The organism is Spirillospora sp. NPDC048911 (assembly GCF_043198015.1).
Lineage (GTDB): Bacteria > Actinomycetota > Actinomycetes > Streptosporangiales > Streptosporangiaceae > Spirillospora.
Genome location: NZ_JBICUD010000002.1, coordinates 1,256,744 through 1,280,467, shown reverse-complemented (window position 1 = coordinate 1,280,467; position 23,724 = coordinate 1,256,744). Strand labels below are relative to the sequence as shown.

The following is a 23,724-nucleotide window of genomic DNA, read 5'->3' as shown; positions in this document are numbered from 1 at the left end:
CCGCCCCTGCGCCCCTCGCGGCGATCGCGGGCGAAGTAGACCCGGCAGCCCGAGACTCGAACGAAGTGGGCCGGATCGGCCGGGCAGCCCGGCTCGGCACGGCCAAGGAGGGTGGTACCGCGGGGCCCCGCCAGGGCGTCTCGTCCCTCCGGATTACCGCACGCACACGCTCATGCGCCGATCCGGAGGTAGAACCCACGTGAGCCGTCAGTTCCGGCCCCTGCCCGCGCAGGTGGACCTGCCCGCCCTGGAGCGGGACATGCTGCGCCGCTGGCAGGAGAACAAGGTCTTCGAGCGGTCGCTCGAGCGCACCGGGTCCGGGCCGCGCTGGGGCTACTACGAGGGCCCTCCGACCGCCAACGGCATGCCCGGCGTCCACCACGTCGAGGCCCGCGTCTTCAAGGACGTCTTCCCGCGCTTCAAGACCATGAAGGGCTTCCACGTCCCCCGCAAGGCCGGCTGGGACTGCCACGGCCTGCCGGTCGAGGTCGCCGTGGAGAAGGAGCTCGGCCTCACCGGCAAGAAGGACATCGAGGCCTACGGCGTCGCCGAGTTCAACGCGCGCTGCCGCGAGTCGGTGCTCCGGCACGTCGACGCGTTCGAGGAGATGACCGAGCGGATGGGGTTCTGGACCGACACGTCCCAGGCCTACCGCACCATGGACCCGGAGTACGTCGAGTCCGTCTGGTGGTCGCTCAAGACCGTCTTCGACAAGGGCCTGCTGTTCCGCGACTTCCGCATCACCCCGTACTGCCCGCGCTGCGGCACCGGCCTCTCCGACCACGAGCTGGGCCAGCCGGGCGGCTACGAGACGATCTCCAGCCCGTCGGTGTACGTGCGGATGCCGATCACCTCCGGCCCGCTCGCCGAGCTGGGCGCGTCGCTGCTCATCTGGACCACGACGCCGTGGACGCTGGTCTCCAACACCGCCGTCGCGGTGCATCCCGACGTCACCTACGTGGCCGCCCGCGCCGCCGGGTCGGACGAGGTGCTCGTCCTCGCCGAGCCGCTGGTGGAACAGGTGCTGGGCGACGATGCCGAGCGCCTCGCCAGCTACCAGGGCCGCGAGCTCGAACGCACGTCCTACACGCGCCCGTTCGATCTCGTCGACATCCCCGACTCGCACTACGTGGTGCTCGGCGACTACGTCACCGTCGAGGACGGCACCGGCCTCGTCCACCAGGCGCCCGCGTTCGGCGCGGACGACATGACCGTCTGCAAGGCCTACGGCATGCCGGTCGTCAACCCGATCGGCCCGGACGGCAAGTTCCTGCCCGACGTGCCGCTCGTCGGCGGCATGTTCTTCAAGGACGCCGACGAGACGCTCAGCGCCGACCTCAAGGCGCGCGGCCTGCTGTTCCGCGGCGGCCACTTCGAGCACAGCTACCCGCACTGCTGGCGCTGCCACACGGCGCTGCTCTACTACGCCCTCCCGGCCTGGTACATCCGGACCACCCAGATCAAGGACCGCCTGCTCCAGGAGAACGAGCGGACCGGCTGGTACCCCGAGACGGTGAAGGAGGGCCGCTACGGGGAGTGGCTTCGCAACAACGTCGACTGGTCGCTGTCGCGCAGCCGCTACTGGGGCACGCCGCTCCCGCTCTGGGTGTGCGGCGAGGACGACGACCACATCACGGCGGTCGGCTCCCTCAAGGAGCTGGGCGAGCTCGCCGGGCGAGACCTCGACAAGCTCGACCCGCACCGCCCCTACGTCGACGACGTGACCATCCCCTGCGGCCAGTGCGGCGCCGAGGCCAGGCGCGTGCCGGACGTCATCGACGTCTGGTACGACTCGGGCTCGATGCCGTTCGCCCAGTGGGGCGCGCCGCACCGCAACAACGAGATCTTCGAGGAGTCCTACCCGGCCCAGTTCATCTGCGAGGCGATCGACCAGACCCGCGGCTGGTTCTACTCGATGATGGCGGTCGGCACGCTCGTCTTCGACCGGTCGTCGTACGACAACGTCCTGTGCCTGGGGCTGATCCTCGCCGAGGACGGCCGCAAGATGAGCAAGCACCTCGGCAACGTGCTGCGGCCCATCCCGCTGATGGACGAGCACGGCGCCGACGCGCTGCGCTGGTACATGCTCGCCAGCGGCCTGCCGTGGGCCAACCGCAAGATCGGTCACAACGCGCTGGAGGAGGTCGTCCGCAAGGTCCTGCTCACGTACTGGAACACGGCCTCGTTCTTCGTCCTCTACGCCAACGCCGCGGCCGCGCAGGGCCGGGCCTGGACGCCGGACCGCCGCGCAGAGGCCCCGGCGCCGGCCGACCGGCCGCTCCTGGACCGCTGGGCCCTGGCCGAGCTGCACCGCACGGTCGGCGAGGTCGACGCCGCCCTGGAGGAGTTCGACACGACCCGCGCCGGGCGCCGCCTGGCCGAGTTCGTCGACGACCTGTCCAACTGGTACGTGCGGCGCTCGCGCCGCCGCTTCTGGGAGGGCGACGACGCCGCGTTCGCCACGCTCTACGAGTGCCTGGAGACCCTGACCCGCCTGATGGCGCCCATGGTGCCCTTCATCACCGACCAGGTGTGGGACGTGATCCGTCCCGAGGACGGGCCCGAGTCGGTCCATCTCGCCGACTGGCCCACCGTGGACGAGGGGCTGCTCGACCCCGAGCTCACCACCCGGATGGCCCTCGTCCGGCGCCTGGTGGAGCTCGGCCGCTCGGCCCGCGCCGCCAGCGGCGTGCGCACGCGCCAGCCGCTCGGCCGCGCCCTGGTGGGCGCTCCGGCGTGGAGCGGCCTGCCCCCGGAGCTCCGCGCCCAGATCTCCGAGGAGCTCAACGTGCTGGCGTTCGAGGACCTCTCCTCGATCGGCGGCGACCTCGTCGAGTACGAGGTCAAGCCGAACTTCCGCGAGCTCGGCAAGCGCTACGCCAAGGACACCCCGAAGGTCGCCAAGGCCGTCACCGGCGCCGACCCGACGCGGCTCGTCACCGATCTGCGCGCCGACGGCACGGTCACCCTGGACACCGAGATCGGCGCCCAGACCCTCGCGCCCGGCGACGTGATCGTCACCGAGCGGCCCCGCAGCGGCTGGGCCGTGGAGAGCGCCGGGGGCGAGACCGTCGCGCTGGACCTGGAGATCACGCCCGAGCTCCGCCGGGCGGGCCTGGTCCGCGAGGTGATCCGGCTGATCCAGGAGGGCCGCAAGTCGAGCGGCCTGGACGTCACCGACCGCATCGAGCTGTGGTGGCGGGCCGCGGGCGACGACCTCGCCGAGGCCGTCCGCGCCCACACCGCCGAGATCGGCGCCGAGGTCCTGGCCGAGTCCGTCCAGGAGGGCCACAAGGACGACGGCGCCGGCCTCACCGCGCACCGCGACGACGAGCTGGGCCTGACCTTCTGGCTCCGCAAGGCCTAGCCCGTCCGGGCAGAGCAGAACACCCGGAACTCCGCGGAACATCCGGGACACCGCATCCGGGTCAGGCGCCCCGCCTGACCCGGATGTGACATTTCCGCCGTGGGGCTTTTTCGAGACACATCGCGTTTGAGATGATGGCTCGCGTGAACGAGTCCGAGAACCTCCGCGCGTCCGACGCCGACCGCGACCGGGTCGCCGACCGGCTGCGCGAGGCCCTCGCCGAGGGCCGCATCACGCCGGACGAGCACGCCGAGCGCATCGACGTGGTCTACCAGGCGAAGACCTATGCCGACCTGGAGCCGGTCCTGCGGGACCTGCCCGGCGAGGACGGCCCGCCGGTCCGCCTCACCAAGGAGCCGGTCGCGCCGCCGCCCGCCGCCCAGTCCGCGAACATCGTGGCGATCTTCGCCGGCGCCGACCGCCGCGGCCGCTGGCTCGTCGAAGCGCAGACCAACGTCAGCTGCATCTTCGGCGGCGTTGAACTCGACTTCCGCCAGGCCGTGCTCTCCCAGCGCGAGGTCACCGTCAACATCAGCTGCGTCTTCGGCGGGGTCGAGATCACCGTCCCGCCGGGCGTGCGCGTCATCAACTCCAACTCCGCCGTCTTCGGCGGCGTGGACGTCCCCGAGGACGACGCGCTCGCCCACGACACCCCGACCATCCGCCTGACCGGCTTCACCCTCTTCGGCGGCATCAACGTCCGCCGGCGCGAGCCCGGCGAGAAGGGCCGCCGCGAGCTGGCCCGCGAATACCACCGCGAGCTCCACGACCATCACCGCGAGTTGCACGACCGCCGTCGCGAACACCATCACGACCGGCGCGACCGGCTCCGCGAGCTACGGGAGGCCCGCCGCTCCACCCGCCGCGAAGGCCGCTGACCCGCACGCCCCGCAGGCGGCCCGGACCGCCTAGGCCCGGACATGCGACGCGGCCGTGACTCCCTGAGGCAGGGGCCACGGCCGCGCTCGGACGGGTCAGTCGCGGGCGTGCTCCTTGTCGGGCTGGCAGACCAGGCACGGCGTGCAGCCGCGGGCCTTGGCCTCCGCGCGGGACAGCGCCTCGAGGTCGTCGGCCTCGTCGCCGATGTCCTCGATGAGGGCGCAGTCGGTGCGGTGGTAGCGCTTGGTGCCGCTGAGGATCCGGACCTGCGGGCCGTCGCCGGACTCGGCCGGGGCCGCGGATGACTTCGCGGCGGCGGACACCGTGGAGGTCTCGGGCCGGTCGGCCCCGGCGGCCTCGCGCGGCTTGGGCGTGGCGCTCTCCGCGGGCTCGTCCTTGGGCGGGCTCGCCGGCGGAGCGGGAGCGGGCCAGGCGGACGGGAGGCTCGAACCGGAACCGGCGGGTTTCTCCGCGGGGCTGGACGGGGCGGGGCTGGACGGAGCGGGCTTCGCCGCGGCCTGTGCGATGTCGCCCACCGGGGCGGCCGCCGGAGGGGCCGCCGAGGAGGCCGCAGACGCGGCGGGCTTGGGCTCCGGAGCGGGCACCGGGCCCTTGGACGGCGTCGCGGGCGCCTTGGCGGGGCTCGTCGTGGCCGAGGTGCGGGGAAGCTCCGCCGTCTTGGCCTTCGTCTTGGCCTTCGCCCCTGCGGCGGCCGTGGGGACCGACACCGCGGCGCGCGCCGCCAGTGCGGTGTCGGGCATGCAGGCCGTGCAGGGGCTGAAGCCCTCTTCCTTGGCCTCGACGTAGGTCAGCTCTTCCTTGTCGCGCCCGGCGAGCTGACGGCAGGTGCCGAGGTGATACCGCTTGCGGCCGCGTACGACGAAGACCACGGCGTCGTCCGGGACGTCGGCCGGGGGCGCGGGGATGGTGACCGCGTCGTCGGCGGGCTCGTCCTTGGCGGGGGCCGCCTTGCCGCGAGCCGGGGCGGCCTTCTTGCCCTTGCTCTTCCTGGTCTTCTTGCTCTTGGCCGCGGAGGGCGCGGCGCCGGCGCCGAACAGCTCCTTGCGCCGCAGGAACACTCCGAGGGCGAGGCACAGCGCGGACACGATGCTGACGGCGATCGAAATATAGATCACCACCAGCGCGTCCAGCCCGAAGACCTGTGCACTCTCTCCGTTGCCGGCCACGATGCCCGCGACCAGCAGGGCGATGGCGACGACGACGAGGACGCCACTCAGGATGATCAAGGGTCTCTCCCCCTCTAGCGGGCGCGCGCTCCGAGCCGCCTGCCGCTGTCGGGCAGGCCCGGAGGCGACCACAGACGGTCCGGACGCCGAACGCCGCCGGGATGGCTACGGCACCATCCGCGGCGCGGCGATCGGGACGACACTATCGCCTGCGCGACGCGCCTCAACGCCTCTCGTGCGGCGGGTTGTCGCCGCCCGAGTGGAACGCGCCGGTGGCCGAGTGCTGCACCTGCTGGGCGTGCTGCGCGGGCTCCGCGGGCGGCGGGAACGGCGACGGGCCGGACGCGGCCGAGCCGGTGGTGCCGTTGCGGTCGCCGGCGTGCGGGATGGCGCTCTGCGGGCCGGTCTGGGTGCCCGCCTGGACGCTCTGGCCCGGGGCGGGCGGGAAACCGCCGACCTCGGCGCTGCCCGCCTCGAGGTCGCGCAGCTGGCCCTCCAGGTAGACCTTCAGGCGGCTGCGGTACTCGCGTTCGAAGGCGCGCAGGTTGTCGACCTCGCGCTCGAGCTCCTCGCGCTGCTGCACGAGGGAGCCCATGACCTGGCGGTGCCGCTCCTGGGCGTCGCGGTCGAGGGCCTCCGCGCGCGAGCGGGCCTCGCTGACGATCTGGTCGGCCTGCCGGCGGGCCTTGCCGAGGATCTCCTCGGCCTCGCGGCGAGCGCGGCCCAGCGTCTCGTCGGCCTCGCGGCGGGCGTCGGCGATCGCCTGGTCGGCCGTCTGCTGCGCCAGCGCGAGCACGCGCGCCGCGGTGTCCATGTTGTCCTCGCCGGAAGGGGCGGCCATGCCGAGGCCCCCCATGACCGGCTCGGGCTCGGGCTGCGGCATCGGCTCGGGCCGGGGCGGCTCGGGGATCTTCGCGACGTCCGGCTTGGGCTCCACGATCGGGGCGGCCATCGCGGGGACCTTGCCGCGCAGGCACTCGGCCAGCTTCGCGCGCAGCTCCTCGTTCTCCTGGATGAGGCGGTCGAGCTCGGCCTCGACCTCGTCGAGGAAGGCGTCCACCTCCTCCTCGTCGTACCCCGGCCTCAGCCTGGTGGTACTGAACTGCTTGTTCCGCACATCGGCGGGTGTCAGCGGCATGTTCGTCTCCTTGGCGCGCTTGGAGTCTGTCCCAAAGGACGGTATCCGATCAGAGCTCCTGCACGAAGATGATCATGACCCAGACCACAAGGATGAGGACCGTGAAGCTGAGGTCGAGTGCCACGTTACCCAGACGTATGGGTGGGATGAAACGCCTCAGGAGCTTCAGTGGCGGATCGGTGACGGTGTAGGTCGCCTCAGCGATCACCAGCACCAGCCCCTTGGGACGCCATGAACGCGCGAACGACTGCAGGACTTCGAGGATCAACCTCCCGATGAGGAAGAGGAGGAAGATGTAGAGCAGTGCGCTCAGCACGGTTCCAACGATTGTCACGGACACTCTCGCATGTGGCTGTCAGCTTTGGTTGAAGAATCCTCGTTCTGCCATCCGGGCCTTGTCCTCGGCCGTCACCTCCACGTTGGCGGGTGACAGAAGGAACACCTTGTTCGTAACACGCTCGATGCTCCCATGCAGGCCGAATACGAGACCTGCCGCGAAGTCGACGAGACGCTTGGCGTCGCTGTCGACCATCTCGGTCAGGTTCATGATCACCGGCGTTCCCTCACGGAAATGCTCCCCGATGGTCCTTGCCTCGTTGTAGGTCCTTGGATGCAGCGTAGTGATACGAGCAAGGTCTGTGGTACCCGACTCGTACAGCGCTACCGACCGCTGACCGGAGCTCGACGGAGCGTGATGATCACGATCCCGGTCCGCGCCGTCCTCCGCTCGGGTAAGCTGCCCCGCGGACTCGTCGTCGCGCAGCCGGCCCTGCCGCCCGGCGCCCGGGCCGGCCTCGTCGTCGTACACCTCGTACTCGTCATCGTCGTCGTACTTGGCGTACTGGTCGTACTTGTCGTCGTAACGGTCGTCCTCCACAAGGCCGAGGTAGACCGCCATCTTGCGCATCGCGCTGGCCATATGCCCTCCGTCGTCCTGTGGGCCCCGGCGCTCCGGCACCGCGATCGGACCGATCCGACCGGCCCGAGGGCGACCCCCGGGCCGGTGTGGCCTGCCGTTTCGGCAGGTACCACTGGGGGGACATTACCTGACGATTGCCCGTCGGCCGCCGAGCAACGCCGTACCGACACGTACGTGTGTCGCGCCACATGTGATCGCGGTCTCCAGATCACCGCTCATCCCCGCCGAGACGACATCGGCCGCCGGGTGGGATTCCCGGACCTTCGCCGCGATCCGGGCCAGCTTCGCGAAAGCCTCAGCCGGGTCACCGCCCAGGGGCGCGACCGCCATCACGCCGCCCAGTTCCAGGCCTTCGGCTCCGGCGATCTCGTCGGCCAGCGCGAGCGCCTCGTCCGGCGCGGCCCCGCCCCGGCCTTCCCGCTCGTCCAGCGACACCTGGACGAGGCAGCGCAGCCGCCGTCCGGTCCGATCGACCGCGCGGCCCAGCGCCGTCACCAGCTTGGAGCGATCCACCGACTGCACGACATCGGCGTAGGACGCCACCGAACGGACCTTGTTGGTCTGCAACTGGCCCACGAAGTGCCAGGTCAGCGGGAGGCCCTGGCAGGCGGCGGCCTTGGGGGCGGCGTCCTGGTCGCGATTCTCGGCGACGTCGGCGAGGCCGAGCTCCGACAGCAGCCGGACGTCCGACGCGGGGAAGGTCTTGGTCACCGCGACCAGTGTGATCTCATCCGCGCCGCGGCCGGCGGCGGCGCAGGCGGCCTCGATCCGCTTGCGGACCTCGGCGAGATTCGCCGCCAGCTCGTCCCGGCGCTCGGCCGTGCCCGCGCCGCCCTCTTCGGTGAGCTCGCGGCGCTCGTCAGCCATCCCCGCCGCCCCTGAGCCAGACATATCCGGCGAAGCGTCCGGTTCGGCCGTCGCGGCGGTAGGAGAAGAGCTCGTCGCTCTCGATCGTGCACCGGAGGTCGATCCGCACGTCGGTGACCCCGGCGGCGGCCAGCTGCGCGGCGATGCCGGCGCGGATGTCGAGCCCCGGCGTGCCGGCCCTCGTGGTGGCGTACGCCTCGGGCACGGCCTCGGCCACCTTGTCGCGCATCTCGGCGGGCACCTCGTAGCAGCCGCCGCAGGCCGCCGGGCCGATGGCCGCGCGGATCCGCGCGGGGTCGGCGCCCTCGCCGCACATCCGCTCGACCAGCGCCGGAACCACCCCGGCGGCCGTTCCGGGCCGGCCCGAGTGCGCGGCGCCGACGACGCCCGCGTCGGGGTCTGCCAGCAGGACGGGCGCGCAGTCGGCGACGAGGACCGCCAGGGCCAGGCCCGGCTCCGTCGTCACGATCGCGTCGACCGGCGGGAGCTCGTCGCGGCCGGCGCCGGCGGAGGCGGGGGCCGTGACGAACGCGACGTCCGCGCCGTGCACCTGGCGCATCCAGACGGTGCGTTCGAGGTCGATACCGAGGGCGGCGGCGGCGCGGCGGCGGTTGTCACGCACCAGGGCGGCATCGTCACCGACGGCGCCGCCCAGGTTGAGAGAGTCGTAAGGGGCCCGGCTCGCGCCGCCCGCGCGCGCCGTGAACGCCGCGCCGACACCCGCGCCGAGCCCGACGTTCGTGATCACTTCAGGAAGTCGGGGACGTCGAGATCGTCGTCCTCGTCGAACACGACCGGGCGCCGGCGCTGGCCGGTCGAGGCCGAGCCGCTCTCGCTGTCGCCGGCGTGCACCCGCGCCGGGGCCGGCTCGGCCGACGGGCGCGGAGCGGGCGGGCGGGGGGCCGGCTCGGAGTCGTCGTCGGCCGGGGCGGCGGCTCCGCCCGAGGCGCGCGACTCGTCCCGCGGCGGCCGTCCGTCGCCGTCCTGCTGCGGCCGCTCGGGCTCGGCCCGCGGCGGGGCCGCGGCCGGCGACGCGGGCGGGGCGGGGGCCGGGACGGGCGCCGCCGCGGCCTGGGCGACGGTCTGCTGCTGCCCGGCCGGCTGGGGCGCGGGCTCCGAACGGCCCACCCTGCTCGGGATCGGATTGGCCGGGGCCGCCGGCGGCACCGGTGGCGGGGGCGCCGGGCGCGGCGGCGGAGGCACTCGCTTGGCCTCCGGTTCCGGTGCCGGCTTGGCCGGGCGCCCCTCGTCAAAACCCGCCGCGATCACCGTCACCCGGACCTCGTCGCCGAGCGCGTCGTCGATGACCGCGCCGAAGATGATGTTCGCGTCCGGCGCGGCCGCGTTCGACACCAGCTGCGCCGCCTCGTTGATCTCGAACAGGCCCAGATCGGACCCGCCGGAGATCGACAGCAGCACGCCGTGGGCGCCGTCGATGCTCGCCTCCAGCAGCGGGCTGGAGATCGCCATCTCGGCGGCGGCCACGCTGCGGTCGTCGCCGCGGGCCGAGCCGATGCCCATCAGCGCCGAGCCCGCACCGGACATGACCGACTTGACGTCGGCGAAGTCGAGGTTGATCAGACCCGGTGTGGTGATGAGGTCGGTGATGCCCTGGACACCGGACAGGAGCACCTGGTCCGCGGCCTTGAACGCGTCCAGCACGCTGACCTGCCGGTCGGAGATCGACAGCAGCCGGTCGTTGGGGATCACGATGAGGGTGTCGACCTCGTCGCGCAGTGTCTCTATGCCGGCCTCGGCCTGCATGGCCCGCCGCTTGCCCTCGAAGCTGAACGGGCGGGTGACCACGCCGATGGTGAGGGCGCCCAGCGACCGCGCGATGTTGGCCACCACGGGCGCGCCGCCGGTACCGGTGCCGCCGCCCTCGCCCGCCGTCACGAACACCATGTCGGCGCCCTTGAGGACCTCTTCGATCTCCTCGCGGTGATCTTCGGCGGCCTTGCGGCCCACGTCCGGGTTGGCCCCGGCTCCCAGGCCGCGGGTGAGCTCACGCCCCACGTCCAGCTTCACGTCGGCGTCACTCATCAGCAGCGCCTGGGCGTCAGTGTTGATCGCGATGAACTCGACGCCCTTGAGTCCCTCCTCGATCATCCGGTTGACGGCGTTGACGCCGCCGCCGCCGATACCGACGACTTTGATGACCGCGAGGTAATTCTGCGGTGCTGCCACGACGAGGGGCCTTTCCGCTCGCTCTATCCAACCGGCCGGCCCGGATTCCGTGCCGCTGCCATGTTCCTGACCTGGTCTTGCTCTGGTACGGATCGGGGTGGTTTCGGACCCCCCAACCCTCACCCTCAACTTGAGGCTTACAGTTATGTCAACCTGAGGACTGATACGGACAGTAGGGCGGGCTTACCGCCAGGGTCAACTAACCTCCCGCCAACGGAACCGGCGTGTCGCAGTGCGCGCCAGTTGCCCTGGTTAGCGAACCGAGGGCGACCGGCAGCGGTTGGCCTTACCCACGACACCGCACCTCATCCTCTCCTGCAGGCAAGTGATCCTCTCCCGTAAGCAAGCGATCCTCTCCTGCAAGCAAGCGTGCCGCATCGAGCGGCCGGAATCGCCTCGACACACGCACGGGATCGGACTCGCCGGACCGAACTCGTCCGAGATCGGCGCCGGCGGGCCGGGCTTCAGCGGGTGGTCACCACTTCGGGAGAGCTGACGTCGATGGTGCGGGCGGCCCGGCCGGCGGCGGTGCGCTGGAGCGCGTCGAAGAGCCGGAGCTTCTCGCCGAAGCGCTCGCCGGACCCCCAGACGAGGGTGAGGCCGCCGGTCAGGCGCAGGGTGACCGACTCGGGGGTGGGCGCCTCGACCTCGGCCAGGCGCTTGCCGAGCCGGGCCGGGAGGGCGTCCACCACGCCCAGCGCGGCCAGCGTGGCCGGGTCGGTCGGGCCCGGGGCGGTCGCGGTCAGGGTGGGCATCCGGCCGGGCCGGACGGGGGTGTCGGTGACGATCACGCCATGCCTGTCGAGCTGGTAGAAGCGGCCGGCGCGTTCGACCGAGACGAGGGGCACCCGCTCGCGCACGATGATCCGTACCGTGCCGGGCCAGCGCCGGATGACCTGCGCCGACTCGACCTCGCGCAGCTTCTCCACGCGGGCGCGGACGGAACCGGTGCCGAGCCGCACCATGGGCCCGCCGAGACGGATCCCCGCGGCGGCCACCACCCGGTCGCGTGGGGCGATCTCGGTGCCGGTCACCTCGACATGGCGGACGACCAGCAGGCGCGATCCGAGCAGGACCCAGGTGGCCGCGCCGAGCAGCGCGACCACGAGCAGGGTGACGAAGAGCACCTTCCAGCGGCTGGGCCGCGGGGGCGCGCCCTCGCCCGCCGGCCCGCCCGTCTCCGGCTGCCCGTCCGCCGGAGGAGAGGCCCCCGGATGACTCGTCTCCGTCTCGGTCATGACCCCAGCATGACCGTGTCGCCGGCGTCAGGCGGGGAGCCCACGCCGTGCGATCCGGTCAAGGATCATCGGGCCGAGTCGGGTGACGTCGCCCGCGCCGAGGGTGATGACGACATCGCCGGGCCGGGCGAGCCCGGTGACGGTCTCGGCGACCTCGTCCCAGACCGGCGCATAGACGGTCTCGGTGCCCGTGGGAACAGCGTCGGCCACCAGCTCGCCGGTCACGCCGGGCTCGGGATCCTCGCGGGCGCCGTAGACGTCGAGCACGACGGCGACGTCGGCGAGGCCCAGCGCCGCGCCGAACTCGGCGGCGAAGAAGCGGGTGCGGCTGTAGAGGTGCGGCTGGAAGACCGCGACGATGCGGGCGGCGCCGACCTGGTCGACGTAGTCGCGGGTGGCCTCGAGATCGGCCCTGACCTCGGTCGGGTGGTGGGCGTAGCTGTCGAAGACCTCGACCTCGCCGGCCGTGCCCTTGGGCTCCAGGCGGCGCATCGCCCCGCCGAAGGCGGCCAGGCCGCCGAGCACGTCGCCCAGGTCGTGGCCGAGCGCCCGTGCCACCGCGACCACGGCGGTTGCGTTGAGCGCGTTGTGGCGGCCGGGGACGCCGAGGGTGACCTCGCCCAGCCCCTCGATCTCGAACCGGGAGCCGAGCCCGCGCGGCGTGAAACCGGTCACGCGCAGGTCGGCGCCGGCCGCCTCGCCGTAGGTGACGACGGTGAGGCCGCGCTCGCGCGCTCGCCCGGCCAGCTCCATCGCGACGGGATCGTCGGCGCCCGCGACGAGGGTGCCACCGGGCTCGATCCGATCGACGAAGCGGGCGAAGTTCTCCTTGACCTTCTCGAAGCCGCCGTAGTTGTCGAGATGGTCGGCCTCGACATTGGTGATGATCGCGATGTGCGGCGTGTACATGAGGAACGAGCCGTCGCTCTCGTCGGCCTCGGCCACGAAGACGTCGCCGGAGCCCTCGTCGGCGCCGAGGCCGGTGGTGACCAGCTGGCCGCCGATGCAGTAGGCGGGGTCGGCCCCCGCGTGCTGCAGCGCGACGGTCAGCATCGACGTCGTCGTGGTCTTGCCGTGCGTGCCCGCCACCGCGACCGCGCGGCGGCCGACCATGAGGGAGGCCAGCGCCGCGGACCGGTGCAGGACGCGCAGGCCGCGCTCGCGGGCGGCCACGAGCTCGGGATTGGTGTCCCGGATCGCGGTGGAGACGACCACGGTGTCGGCCTCGCCGACGTACGCGGCGTCGTGGCCCACGAAGACCTTGGCGCCGAGGTCGCCGAGCTGCCCCAGCAGCTCGGAGTCGCGCGCGTCGCTGCCGGAGACGGCGATACCGCGCTTGATCATGATGCGGGCGATGCCGGACATGCCGGCCCCGCCGATCGCGATGAAGTGGACCGCCCCCAGCTCACCGGCCGGCACGATCTCACCAGGACTGATCAGACTCATCCGATACCGCTCGTCCCCTCGTTTCGCGCGTACGTCGCGATGGTCGATACCCGCGCCGGCGCGGCTGGTGCCGCTAGTGCTGCCGTCCCGACGCGCGCACCACGTCGTAGACCATCTTGGCCAGCGCCACGTCGGCGTCGCGCCGCCCCATCCGCCCGGCGGCCTCCGACATGTGGGCCACCCGGCCCGGGTCGGCCAGCACCGGCAGCAGGCTGCGGGCGATCCAGTCCGGCGTGAGCTCGGCGTCGTCGACGAGCAGCCCGCCGCCCGCCGCCACGATCGGCTCGGCGTTGAGCCGCTGCTCGCCGTTGCCGATCGGCAGCGGCACGTAGACCGCGGGCAGCCCGACGGCGGTCAGCTCGGCGCAGGTCATCGCGCCCGCCCGGCACATGGCCATGTCGGCCGCCGCGTAGGCCAGGTCCATCCGGTCACAGTACGGGATGGTGACGTACTGGGGGCCGCCGGCGACCGGCTCGGGCTCCTCGGTGTTCTTGGGCCCGACGATGTGCAGCACCTGGATGCCGGCCTGCCGGAACGCGGGGGCGGCGGCGACCGCGGCGCGGTTGAGCGACCGGGCGCCCTGCGAGCCGCCGAAGATCAGCAGCGTCGGCAGGTCGGGCAGCAGCCCGAAGTAGGACCGGGCCTTGTCGCCCATCGCCAGCCGGTCGAGCGTGGCGATCTCGCGGCGCAGCGGGATGCCGACGAACGTGGCGCCCGGCAGCGGGGAGTCGGCGTGCGAGACCGCGACGTGGTCGGTGAAGCGGGCGCCGAGCTTGTTGGCCAGGCCCGGCTTGGGGTTGGCCTCGTGCACGATGATCGGCACCTTGCGCTTGCGCGCGGCCAGGTAGCCGGGGGTGGCGACGTAGCCGCCGAAGCCGACGAGGATGTCGGCCCGCGCCTGGTCGAGGACGTTCGCGGCCGCGTTGATCGCGCCGCGCAGCCGGCCGGGGACCGACAGCAGCTGCGGGGTCAGCGTGCGCGGCAGCGGCACCGGCGGGATCAGGGCGAGCTCGTAGCCGCGCTGCGGGACGAGCCGGGTCTCCAGGCCCCGCTCCGTGCCCAGGCAGGTGACCCCCACGTTCGGATCGTTGCGGCGCAGCGCGTCGGCGAGGGCCAGGGCGGGCTCGATGTGTCCGGCGGTGCCGCCGCCGGCCAGGACAACCCTCATGCTCGTTGACAACTCCTCAAAGTGTCGATCAGGGGATTCAACGCCGTGCCAGGCCCAGCCAGCTTAGGGCCCGTGAGACCGGGCCGGGACCCCGCGCCGCCAGTGCCTGGCGCGCGCCCGGCTCCCGTTTGGCGAACGCCAGCAGGACGCCCAGCACGATCAGGGTCGGGATGAGCGCCGAACCGCCGTAGGAGACCAGCGGGAGCGGGATGCCCGTGATGGGTAGCACACCGATCACCGCCCCGATGTTGACGATCGCCTGCACCACCAGCCACGCGGTCGCCCCGGCCGCGGCGAGGCGGGTGAACGGATCCTTCACCCTCCTGGCGATCCGGAGCCCAGCGTACGCCAGCAGCCCGAACAGGCCCAGCACGACGAGGGTACCGACGAGCCCGAACTCCTCTCCGACGATCGCGAAGATGAAGTCGGTCTCGGCGTGGGGCAGGTAGTCCCATTTGGCGCGCCCCTCTCCCAGCCCGGTGCCGAACCAGCCGCCGGAGGCGACCGCGAACAGCCCCTGCCGGCCCTGGTAGTTGCTGGTCAGCTGGTTGCCCGAGGGGTCGAGGAAGCCGGTGAGCCGCTGCATGCGGTACGGCTCGACGACGATGAGGATCGACACCAGCAGGCAGACCAGCCCGGCGATGCCGATGAACAGCCGGCCGGGCGCCCCGACGACCCACAGCAGCGCCAGGAAGATCGTGAGGAGCACCAGCGTCGTGCCGAGGTCGTTGCCCAGCATCACCAGGAGCACCAGCAGCCCCGCGCCGGGCAGCAGCGGCACGAGCAGCGGCCGCCACTCGGTGAGCTGGCCGAGCCGTTCCTTGCGGGCCAGCAGGTCGGCGCCCCAGAGCACCAGGCCGAGCTTGGCGGGTTCGGACGGCTGGATCTGGATCGGGCCGAGGCTGATCCAGCGGGTGGCGCCGCCCGCCGTCCGGCCGAGGCCCGGCACCAGCACCAGCACCAGCGCGACGATCGACAGCAGCAGCAGGGGGTAGGCCAGCGAGCGGATCGTCTTGACGGGCATGCGGGACGCGAACCACATGCCGGGCAGGCCGATCGCCACCCAGATCGCCTGCTTCTGGAACAGGGTGTAGGCCGACCCGGTCTCCTGCAGCTGCTTCACGCTGGACGCCGACAGCACCATCGTGAGCCCCAGCGTCAGGAGCAGCATGGAGCAGCCCAGCACCAGGTAGTAGGAGGTGAGCGGGCGGTCCAGCAGCCCGACGGCGGCGACGACCTGCTCGCGCGGCCCCGAGCGCCCGGGCCTCTCCTCTTCGGCCGGTACGGCGGTCATGGGAGCTACCGGCGCTCGGCCAACCGCAGGACGGACGCCGCGAAGGCGTCGCCGCGCGCTCCATAGCTGGCGAACATGTCGAACGAGGCTCCGGCGGGGGCCAGGAGCACGGTGTCCCCGGGCTGTGCCAGGGCGGAGGCTTCAGTGACGACGCGGTCCATCGCCCCAGTGTCGGTGTCGGGGACGTCGACGACCGGGACCTTCGGCGCGTGTCGCGCGAGTGCGGCGGCGATTTGTGCCCGATCGGCCCCCAGGAGCACGACGGCGCGCAGCCGGCCGGCGCAGGAGCGCACCAGCTCGTCGACGTCGGCGCCCTTCAGCAGCCCGCCGGCGATCCAGACCGCCGACTCGCAGGCGGCCAGCGAGGACGCGGCGGCGTGCGGGTTGGTCGCCTTGGAGTCGTCGACGTAGTCCACGCCGTCGAGCGTGGCGACGTGGGCGATGCGGTGGGGGTCGGGCACGAACGCCCGCAGCCCGGCCCGGACTGCCTCGGCGGGGACGCCGAAGGCCCGGGCCAGGGCGGCCGCGGCGAGCGCGTTGGCGACGTTGTGGGGGGCGAACGGGCGCACGTCGGCCAGCGCGGCGAGCTCGGCCGCCTCGCTCTGCGGGTCGGGCACCAGCGCCCGGTCGACGAGAAGGTCCTCGACGACGCCGAGCTGGCCGGGCCGCGGGACACCGAGCGTGAAGCCGATGGCGTTCGCGCCGCCGAGCCGCACGGAGACGGGGTCGTCGGCGTTGACCACCGCGATGGTGCCGGGCGCGTAGATCTTGCCCTTGTCGGCCGTGTAGGCCTCCAGGGAGCCATGCCAGTCGAGGTGGTCGGGCGCGACGTTCAGCACGGCGGCGGCGAACGGGACGACGGAGCTCGACCAGTGGAGCTGGTAGCTCGACAGCTCCACCGCCAGGACGTCGTGCTTCTCAAGGACGGCGTCGACGATGGGGGTGCCGACGTTGCCGACCGCGAGGGTGCGGTGACCGGCGGCTTCGAGGATGCACGCGAGCATCCGCACCGCCGTGGTCTTGCCGTTGGTGCCGGTCAGCGCCAGCCACGGCGCCGCGCCGGCGCTCTGTTCCGTGGGGGGGCGACCCCCCGCACCCCCCGCGGCCTCCGTTGCTTCGCTGCGGGTGCCGTGGGCGAGCCGCCACGCCAGCTCCACCTCGCCGATGATCTCGATCCCGGCGCGGGCCGCCGCGGCCGGCAGCGGCGCGTCCGGACGCCAGCCCGGCGAGGTGACGACGAGGTCGATGTCGCTCGGAAGGGTGTCGCCGTCGCCGAGCCGCACGCGCACCCCGCGCGCCTCCAGCTCGGCGGCGTGACCGCGGAGCGCCGCGTCGTCGCGGCCCTCGACCGCCGTCACGCGCGCGCCGCGTTCGGCGAGCACGCGGGCGGCGGCCCGGCCGGAGACCCCGAGGCCCGCCACGCAGACCCGCAGCCCGTCCCAATCATTCTGGGGGGACGACCCCCCAGGCCCCCCGGCGACTGCTTTCATCACCGCTTGGGCATCCATTCCAGGTAGAACAGGCCGAGGCCGGTCGCCGCGAACAGCGCCGACATCAGCCAGAACCGGACGACGATCGTGGTCTCGGCCCAGCCCGACAGTTCGAAGTGGTGCTGGAGCGGCGCCATCTTGAACACCCGTTTGCCGGTCAGCTTGAAGCTGCCGACCTGGATGATCACCGACATCGTGATCATCACGATCAGGCCGCACAGGATGGCGAGCAGGAACTGGGTGTGGGTGAGGATCGCCAGGCCGACCAGCACGCCGCCCAGGGCCAGCGACCCGGTGTCGCCCATGAAGATCTTGGCGGGCGGGGCGTTCCACCACAGGAAGCCGAACACGCCGCCGAGCACCGCCGCCGCGACGACCGCGAGGTCGAGGGGGTCGCGCACGCTGTAGCAGCCGGGCGCGAGGCCGTAGTCGTAGCAGCTGTTGCGCAGCTGCCAGTTGCCGATGATGACGTACGCGGCGAGCACCATGCCGGCCGGGCCGGCGGCCAGGCCGTCCAGCCCGTCGGTGAGGTTGACGCCGTTGGACATCGCGGCGATCAGCAGCAGCGCCCAGACCACGAAGAGGTACGGGCCGATCGAGGGCCCGAAGTCGCGCAGGAACGACAGGTGCGGGGACGCCGGGGTGATGTCGTACCCGTTGGGGAAGTTGAGGGAGGCGATCGCGAAGACGACGCCGACCACGACGATGCCGACCATCTTGGCGCCGCTGCGCAGGCCGAGGCTGCGCTGCTTGAACACCTTGATGTAGTCGTCGACGAAGCCGACCAGCCCGAGGCCGGTCATCAGGAACAGCACCAGGAAGCCCGAGACGGTCGGGATCGACCGGGTGGCCAGGTGCGCGGCCGAGTAGCCGACCAGCGAGCCGACGATGAACACCGTGCCGCCCATGGTGGGCGTGCCGCGCTTGTTGAGGTGGGCCTCGGGGCCCTCCTCGCGGATCATCTGCCCGTAGCCCAGCCGGTTGACGATGCGGATCCACACCGGCGTGCCGACCATGACGAACACCAGGGCCACCCCGGCGGCGATGATGATGTTGGTCATGGCGTCGCCTTGTCTGGACTGAGGAGGGAGGAACGACCGACGAGGGAAGACACGGCGTCAAAACGCCATGACCCGGAGCGGCGCAGCCGCGACCATGAGCCCGTCATGGCGTCGCCTTGTCTGGACTGAGGAGGGAGGAACGACCGACGAGGGAAGACACGGCGTCAAAACGCCATGACCCGGAGCGGCGCAGCCGCGACCATGAACTCGTCATTCGCCCGCCTCCCCGAGCAGGCCGGCGGCGACCCGTTCCATCCCGGCGACGCGAGAGCCCTTCACCAGCACGACGTCCCGCGGCCGGAGCCGCTCCCTGAGCGCGGTCAGCGCCGCGCCGACGTCATCCACCTGTACGCACTCTCCCGTCCATGACCCCACCTGCCCGGCCCCTTCGGCCATCGGCGCGGCGTTCGCGCCGACGACGACGAGGCCGGCGAAACCACTGCGCGCGACATGCTGCCCGATCTTGGCATGTTCTGCCATAGCGGCGGCGCCCAGCTCCGCCATCTCGCCCAGCACCGCGAACGCGCGCCGTCCCCGGGCCATGTGGCCCACGGTGTCGAGCGCCGCGCGCACCGACTCGGGGTTGGCGTTGTAGGCGTCGTTGACGACCGTGACGCCGTCCGGGCTCTCGCCGACCTCCATCCGCCAGCGGCTGGCGGGCTCGGCGGCGCCGAGCGCGCCGGCGACGGCGGCCGGCTCCATGCCCGTCTCCCGGGCCACGGCGGCGGCGGCCAGCGCGTTGGCGACCGCGTGGGCGCCGTGCAGGCGCAGCGCGACCGGCGCCGTGCCCTCGGGGGTGACGAGGGTGAAGCGGGCCCGTCCCGCGTCGTCCAGGGACTCGTCGACGGCCCGGACGGCCGCGTCCGGCGCCCGGCCGAACAGCACCACCTTGGCGGCGGTGCGGGCGGCCATGGCCCGCACGAGCGGGTCGTCGGCGTTGAGCACGGCCGTGCCCTGCGCGGGCACCGCCTCGACGAGCTCGCCCTTGGCGCGGGCCACCATCTCCTGGCTGCCGAACTCGCCGATGTGCGCGCTGCCCACGTTGAGCACGACGCCGATGCGCGGCCGGGCGATGTGGGCGAGGTAGGCGATGTGCCCGACCCCGCGCGCGCCCATCTCCAGCACCAGGTGCCGGGTGCCCTCGTCGGCGCGCAACGCGGTGAGCGGCAGCCCGATCTCGTTGTTGAACGAGCCGACCGGCGCGATCGTCTCGCCGGCGTGGCGGACGAGCTGCGCGATGAGGTCCTTGGTGGAGGTCTTGCCCGCCGAGCCGGTGACACCGATGACGGTGGTGCCCGGCAGCCTGGTCAGCACGCCCCTGGCGAGCAGGCCCAGGGCCTTCTGCACGTCGTCGACGATGACGGCCGGCCCGGAGGGCTCGCCGGGCGCGCCGAACGGGCGCTGCGCCAGCACCGCGGCGGCACCCGCGGCGAGCGCCGCGGCGGCGAAGTCGTGCCCGTCCGCGCGTTCGCCCTTGAACGCGGCGAACAGCGCTCCGGGCTCCACCGCGCGCGAGTCGATGACGACGGGGCCGCCGACAACGGTCTCGGGCCGCCCCGTGTGGAGCACCCCCCCGGTCAGCTCCGCGATCGTCGACAGCGGAAGCGGAATCACGCCTGCGTCCCGTCCCCTCTCAGATTCTTCAGGCCGCGCAGGGCGCCCCGGACGACCTCGCGGTCGTCGAACGGGAACACCTCGCCGGCCACGTACTGCCCCTGTTCGTGGCCCTTGCCCGCGACGACGACGACGTCGCCGCGCCGGGCCCGGCCGACCGCCAGCTCGATGGCGGCCTTCCGGTCGGGCTCCATGACCAGGTGCGCGCGCTGGGGCCGCGGCACCCTGAGCCCGCCCTCGACCATAGCGGCGAGGATCGCCAGCGGATCCTCGGATCGGGGGTTGTCGTCGGTGAAATACGCCATGTCGGCCAGCCGGGCCGCGGCCTCGCCCATCAGGGGCCGCTTGCCGCGGTCGCGGTCGCCGCCGCAGCCGAGCACGATGATCAGGCGGCCCTCGGTCACCGGCCGCAGCGAGGTCAGCACCGCCTCGACGGCGCCGGGCTTGTGGGAGTAGTCGACCAGGGCGACGAACTCCTGCCCCTCGTCGACCCGTTCGAGCCGGCCCGGAACGCCGGGGAGCGAGCCGACGCCGGTCACCGCGGTCTGGAGCGGGATGCCCGCCTCGACCAGGGCGACGATCGCGGCGAGCGCGTTGGCCACGTTGAACGGGCCCGCGAGCTGGACGGCCGCGTCGGCCTCGATGCCGCCGGGGCCCACGACGCGGAAGACGCTGCCGTCGGCGCCCAGGCGCACGTCCTCGGCCCACCAGTCGGCGGCCTGGTCGCCGGTGGCCGAGAACGTGGTGACGGGCACGCCCGCCTCGTCGACCAGGCGGCGGCCGTAGTGGTCGTCGAAGTTGACCACGCCGACGCGGCTGTAGGCCGGGGTGAACAGCCTCGCCTTGGCGGCGAAGTAGTCCTCCATCGTCGGGTGGTAGTCGAGGTGGTCCTGGGAGAGGTTGGTGAAGACCGCCACCTCGTAGGCGGCGCCGCCGACCCGGCCCTGCTCCAGGGCGTGGCTGGAGACCTCCATGGCGGCGGCCCCGACGCCCTCTTCGCGCATCATCGCGAACAGGGCGTGCAGGTCGGTCGCCTCCGGCGTGGTCAGCGCGCTGGGCACCCTGCGGTCGCCGATCCGCATCTCCACGGTCCCGACCACCCCGGTCTCCACCCCGGCCGCGCGCAACCCGGCCTCGACGAGGTAGACGGTCGTGGTCTTGCCGCTGGTTCCGGTGACGCCGATGACGGTCAGGTCGTGTACGGGCTCCCCGTACACCCACGCGGCGGCGTCGCCGAGCCGCGTCCGCACCTCGTCCACCACGAGCACCGGCAGGCCGGTCCGGGCGGCGCGGTCGCGTCCGGCGGGATCGGTGAGGATCGCGGCGGCCCCGGCCTCCGCGGCCCGGGCGGCGAACTCCGCGCCGTGCGTCCGCGTGCCCGGCAGCGCCGCGTACAGGTCGCCGCGCAGCACCGCCCGCGAGTCGTGGGTGATCCCGGTCACCACGGTCTCGGCCGGATCCGCCACCGGGCCGGCGGTCAGCAGATCCGCGACCGTCTCGGCGCCCAGCAGCGCGGCCAGTCCGGAGAGCGGACGGGCCGGGTTGGTCGTCGGGCGCATGGCGTGTCTTTCGGTACGTGGCGTTGAGCCGGGTCGGGACAGCTGGACGGGCGGTGGTGAAGACGGCGACATTGCTGGACTCACGGCGAGAGAGCGTACTCGCTGCGGTCAGTCGCGGGCGTAGATCCTGATGGTCGGCGCTTTGCTCCCCGTCGGCGGAACCTTGCGAGTCTGCAGGGCGAAACTCATCACGTCCTTGAAGACGGGGGCCGCGACATCGCCACCATAGTGGCTCCCCCGCTTCGGGGCCTGCAGGACGACCTGGACGACCAACTGCGGGTCGTCGGCCGGCGCGAACCCGGCGAAGGACGCGGTGAAGCCACCGCCGGTGTAGCAGCCGCAGTTCGGGTTGACGATCTCGGCGGTGCCGGTCTTGCCCGCGACCCGGTAGCCCGGGATCCGGGCCTTGGGGGCGGTGCCCTCGGCGGTCGTGACGCCCTCCAGCATGTCCCTGATCTGCCGGGCGGTCTCCGCGCTGATCACTCGCTTCTGCCGGGGCGCCGGGGCGGCGGTGAAGGACTTGTCCTCGCCGATGGTGCCCGCGATCAGCTGCGGGGTGACGCGGACGCCGCCGTTGGCCAGGGTGGCGTAGACGCTGGCCATCTGCAGGGCGTTGACCGAGACGGTCTGCCCGAACGCGATCGGGTAGCGGTCGGTGCCGGACCACTTGGCGGGCGGGTTGAGCTGGCCCGCCGTCTCGGCGGGCAGGCCGACCCCGGTCTTCTCGCCGAAGCCGAAGGCGCGCAGGTAGCGGTAGAGCGTGTCCTGCGTGATGCGCTCGCTGGCCTGGATGGTGCCGACGTTGCTCGACGTGGCGAGCACGCCCGCGAAGGTCAGCCGCCGGGTGGGGTGCGGGTGCGAGTCGTGGAAGACCCGGTCCGACCGCCGGATCGAGTAGGGCACGACGAACTCGGTCTCGGGCCGGACCCCGCCCTGCTCCATCGCCGCCGCGGCCGTGACGACCTTGCCGGTGCTGCCGGGCTCGAACGCCTCCTGCACGATCGGGTTGCCCCACGTCCCGGGCGGCGACTTGGCGTAGTTGTTGGGGTCGAAGCCCGGGGCCGAGGCCATCGCGAGGATCTCGCCGGTGCGCGGATCCATGACGATCACGCTGCCGTTGCGGGCCTGCGTCGCCCGCACCTGCGCCTCGATCTCCTGCTGCGCCTTGGACTGCAGGTCGCGCAGCAGCGTCAGGCGCAGGCCCCGGCCGGGCACGGAGGGGCGCTTCTGGTCCTCGCCCATCGGGATGTGCTGGCCGTCGGGGCTGATCTCGACCTTCTGCGCGCCGTTGCGCCCGGCGAGCTGCTTGTTCAGGGCCGACTCGAGACCGGCGGCGCCGTTGCCCGCGCGGTTGACGAAGCCGATGACGTCGGCGGCCAGCGCGTCGTTCGGGTAGTCGCGGCGGTACTCGGGCAGCGTGCCGATGCCGAGGAACTTCAGCGCCGTCACCAGCCGCGCCTTGTCGGGGGGCACGCCGTGCGCCAGGTAGACGAACCGGCTCTTGGGCTTGCTGATGCCCCGCATCACCTCGGCCGGCGGCAGCCCGAGGATGGGCGCGAGCGCGGTGACGATCGCCTGCCGCTTCTCCGGCTTGATGACGTACGGGTCGGCGAAGATCGCGCGCGCCTCCACCGTCATGGCGAGCGGGTTGCCCTGCGCGTCGGTGATGTCGCCGCGGACGGCGGGCAGGACGATGTCCTGGAGCCGCTGCTCCATGGCGAGCTCGGTGTACTTGCCCGACTCGATCGTCTGCAGCTGGACGAGCCGCCCGGCGAACAGCGACAGCACGAACGCGACGACGAGCAGCCCCACGTTGAGCCGCTTCATCGGGTCGCGGCGGTGGAACGGGACGCGCTGGCGCGCCGGGCGCCGCGGCGGCGGCCGCCTGCCGCCCGCCCCCGCCCCGGGGCCCGGGCGGCGGGCGCGGCGGCCGTCGGCGGGCCTGGTGCCGTTCTTGCTCCCCTTGGGGCTCTTGGCGCTCTCGCCGCCCTTCGGCCCCGCCGCCTTCTTGGGCGCCGGAGCGGTCCGGCCGGTCTTCGCGGGGGCCGTCGCCTTGCTCTCGGGCTGCTTGCCGGCGCCGGTCTTGCGCGGCGGCGGGACGGTGCCGCCCCGGCCCGTCCGTCGGGACCCGCCGCGGTCTTTGCCCGACCTCGGCGGGGTGGACGGGCGCGGGGGGTTACCGGTGTGACGCCCGGACGCGCGCGCCGCGCCCGGGCCGCTCTTCTCGTCACGGCCAGGGGCGCCCTTGGGGCCGCGCCCACGGCCCGGGGGCGACCCCGCCGCCCCGCGGCCCGGCCGTGTCATCGTGCG

18 protein-coding genes are annotated in these 23,724 nt (G+C 72.9%); 2 read left to right on the top strand and 16 right to left on the bottom strand.

The window, feature by feature from the left end:
- Nucleotides 1–199 precede the first annotated feature (199 nt).
- Both ileS and ACGFNU_RS13245 read left to right on the top strand, forming a co-directional pair.
- Complete coding sequence (gene ileS / locus ACGFNU_RS13250) at nucleotides 200–3,367, top strand: isoleucine--tRNA ligase (RefSeq protein WP_392593103.1); 3,168 nt, start codon at nucleotides 200–202, stop codon at nucleotides 3,365–3,367.
- Between the two features lie 143 nt (nucleotides 3,368–3,510).
- The gene (locus tag ACGFNU_RS13245) at nucleotides 3,511–4,245 is read left to right on the top strand and encodes a DUF1707 domain-containing protein (protein WP_392593101.1); all 735 of its coding nucleotides are present in this window, start codon (nucleotides 3,511–3,513) and stop codon (nucleotides 4,243–4,245) included.
- 96 nt (nucleotides 4,246–4,341) lie between these two features.
- On the opposite strand, the gene ACGFNU_RS13240 is transcribed toward ACGFNU_RS13245, so the two are convergent.
- The 16 genes from ACGFNU_RS13240 to ACGFNU_RS13165 form a co-directional block, all read right to left on the bottom strand.
- Nucleotides 4,342–5,493, bottom strand: coding sequence for a hypothetical protein (locus ACGFNU_RS13240; protein ID WP_392593099.1), 1,152 nt, complete (start codon nucleotides 5,491–5,493; stop codon nucleotides 4,342–4,344).
- A 163-nt stretch (nucleotides 5,494–5,656) separates the two neighbouring features.
- Nucleotides 5,657–6,571 carry a DivIVA domain-containing protein gene (locus ACGFNU_RS13235; protein WP_392593097.1) on the bottom strand — a complete coding sequence of 305 codons (915 nt, stop codon included), beginning with the start codon at nucleotides 6,569–6,571 and terminating at the stop codon, nucleotides 5,657–5,659.
- A gap of 49 nt (nucleotides 6,572–6,620) precedes the next feature.
- Nucleotides 6,621–6,905, bottom strand: coding sequence for a YggT family protein (locus ACGFNU_RS13230; protein WP_392593096.1), 285 nt, complete (start codon nucleotides 6,903–6,905; stop codon nucleotides 6,621–6,623).
- Between the two features lie 21 nt (nucleotides 6,906–6,926).
- Nucleotides 6,927–7,490, bottom strand: coding sequence for a cell division protein SepF (locus ACGFNU_RS13225; protein WP_392593094.1), 564 nt, complete (start codon nucleotides 7,488–7,490; stop codon nucleotides 6,927–6,929).
- A 123-nt stretch (nucleotides 7,491–7,613) separates the two neighbouring features.
- A complete protein-coding gene (locus ACGFNU_RS13220; protein WP_392593092.1) occupies nucleotides 7,614–8,357 on the bottom strand; it encodes a YggS family pyridoxal phosphate-dependent enzyme in 744 nt (247 codons plus the stop codon).
- Complete coding sequence (pgeF, locus tag ACGFNU_RS13215; RefSeq protein ID WP_392593090.1) at nucleotides 8,350–9,105, bottom strand: peptidoglycan editing factor PgeF; 756 nt, start codon at nucleotides 9,103–9,105, stop codon at nucleotides 8,350–8,352. The genes ACGFNU_RS13220 and pgeF overlap by 8 nt, the downstream gene beginning before the upstream one ends.
- The gene (ftsZ, locus tag ACGFNU_RS13210; RefSeq protein ID WP_392593088.1) at nucleotides 9,102–10,544 is read right to left on the bottom strand and encodes a cell division protein FtsZ; all 1,443 of its coding nucleotides are present in this window, start codon (nucleotides 10,542–10,544) and stop codon (nucleotides 9,102–9,104) included. Before ftsZ ends, pgeF begins: the two co-directional genes overlap by 4 nt.
- A gap of 464 nt (nucleotides 10,545–11,008) precedes the next feature.
- The gene (locus tag ACGFNU_RS13205) at nucleotides 11,009–11,782 is read right to left on the bottom strand and encodes a cell division protein FtsQ/DivIB (RefSeq protein WP_392593086.1); all 774 of its coding nucleotides are present in this window, start codon (nucleotides 11,780–11,782) and stop codon (nucleotides 11,009–11,011) included.
- A 27-nt stretch (nucleotides 11,783–11,809) separates the two neighbouring features.
- Entirely contained in the window at nucleotides 11,810–13,228 is a 1,419-nt protein-coding gene (murC, locus tag ACGFNU_RS13200; protein WP_392593085.1) for a UDP-N-acetylmuramate--L-alanine ligase, read from the bottom strand.
- A gap of 73 nt (nucleotides 13,229–13,301) precedes the next feature.
- Complete coding sequence (murG, locus tag ACGFNU_RS13195) at nucleotides 13,302–14,396, bottom strand: undecaprenyldiphospho-muramoylpentapeptide beta-N-acetylglucosaminyltransferase (RefSeq protein ID WP_392593083.1); 1,095 nt, start codon at nucleotides 14,394–14,396, stop codon at nucleotides 13,302–13,304.
- 37 nt (nucleotides 14,397–14,433) lie between these two features.
- A complete protein-coding gene (gene ftsW / locus ACGFNU_RS13190) occupies nucleotides 14,434–15,690 on the bottom strand; it encodes a putative lipid II flippase FtsW (protein WP_392593081.1) in 1,257 nt (418 codons plus the stop codon).
- A gap of 5 nt (nucleotides 15,691–15,695) precedes the next feature.
- A complete protein-coding gene (murD, locus tag ACGFNU_RS13185) occupies nucleotides 15,696–17,180 on the bottom strand; it encodes a UDP-N-acetylmuramoyl-L-alanine--D-glutamate ligase (RefSeq protein WP_392593523.1) in 1,485 nt (494 codons plus the stop codon).
- Nucleotides 17,180–18,241: a phospho-N-acetylmuramoyl-pentapeptide-transferase gene (mraY, locus tag ACGFNU_RS13180; RefSeq protein WP_392593080.1), complete on the bottom strand. Its 1,062-nt coding sequence runs from the start codon at nucleotides 18,239–18,241 to the stop codon at nucleotides 17,180–17,182. The genes murD and mraY overlap by 1 nt, the downstream gene beginning before the upstream one ends.
- Before the next feature lie 210 nt (nucleotides 18,242–18,451).
- The gene (gene murF, locus ACGFNU_RS13175; protein ID WP_392593078.1) at nucleotides 18,452–19,855 is read right to left on the bottom strand and encodes a UDP-N-acetylmuramoyl-tripeptide--D-alanyl-D-alanine ligase; all 1,404 of its coding nucleotides are present in this window, start codon (nucleotides 19,853–19,855) and stop codon (nucleotides 18,452–18,454) included.
- A complete protein-coding gene (locus ACGFNU_RS13170) occupies nucleotides 19,852–21,414 on the bottom strand; it encodes a UDP-N-acetylmuramoyl-L-alanyl-D-glutamate--2,6-diaminopimelate ligase (RefSeq protein WP_392593076.1) in 1,563 nt (520 codons plus the stop codon). The genes murF and ACGFNU_RS13170 overlap by 4 nt, the downstream gene beginning before the upstream one ends.
- Before the next feature lie 108 nt (nucleotides 21,415–21,522).
- Nucleotides 21,523–23,718, bottom strand: a complete 2,196-nt coding sequence (locus tag ACGFNU_RS13165; RefSeq protein WP_392593074.1) for a peptidoglycan D,D-transpeptidase FtsI family protein — start codon at nucleotides 23,716–23,718, stop codon at nucleotides 21,523–21,525.
- Nucleotides 23,719–23,724 lie beyond the last annotated feature (6 nt).

Coding starts and splice junctions, on each gene's coding strand:
- ACGFNU_RS13170 (WP_392593076.1), bottom strand. CDS start 21,414: ATGCGCCCGACGACCAACCCGGCCCGTCCGCTCTCCGGACTGGCCGCG.
- murG (WP_392593083.1), bottom strand. CDS start 14,396: ATGAGGGTTGTCCTGGCCGGCGGCGGCACCGCCGGACACATCGAGCCC.
- ACGFNU_RS13225 (WP_392593094.1), bottom strand. CDS start 7,490: ATGGCCAGCGCGATGCGCAAGATGGCGGTCTACCTCGGCCTTGTGGAG.
- ACGFNU_RS13165 (WP_392593074.1), bottom strand. CDS start 23,718: ATGACACGGCCGGGCCGCGGGGCGGCGGGGTCGCCCCCGGGCCGTGGG.
- murD (WP_392593523.1), bottom strand. CDS start 17,180: ATGAAAGCAGTCGCCGGGGGGCCTGGGGGGTCGTCCCCCCAGAATGAT.
- ftsW (WP_392593081.1), bottom strand. CDS start 15,690: ATGACCGCCGTACCGGCCGAAGAGGAGAGGCCCGGGCGCTCGGGGCCG.
- ACGFNU_RS13235 (WP_392593097.1), bottom strand. CDS start 6,571: ATGCCGCTGACACCCGCCGATGTGCGGAACAAGCAGTTCAGTACCACC.
- murC (WP_392593085.1), bottom strand. CDS start 13,228: ATGAGTCTGATCAGTCCTGGTGAGATCGTGCCGGCCGGTGAGCTGGGG.
- ACGFNU_RS13205 (WP_392593086.1), bottom strand. CDS start 11,782: ATGACCGAGACGGAGACGAGTCATCCGGGGGCCTCTCCTCCGGCGGAC.
- ACGFNU_RS13220 (WP_392593092.1), bottom strand. CDS start 8,357: ATGGCTGACGAGCGCCGCGAGCTCACCGAAGAGGGCGGCGCGGGCACG.
- mraY (WP_392593080.1), bottom strand. CDS start 18,241: ATGACCAACATCATCATCGCCGCCGGGGTGGCCCTGGTGTTCGTCATG.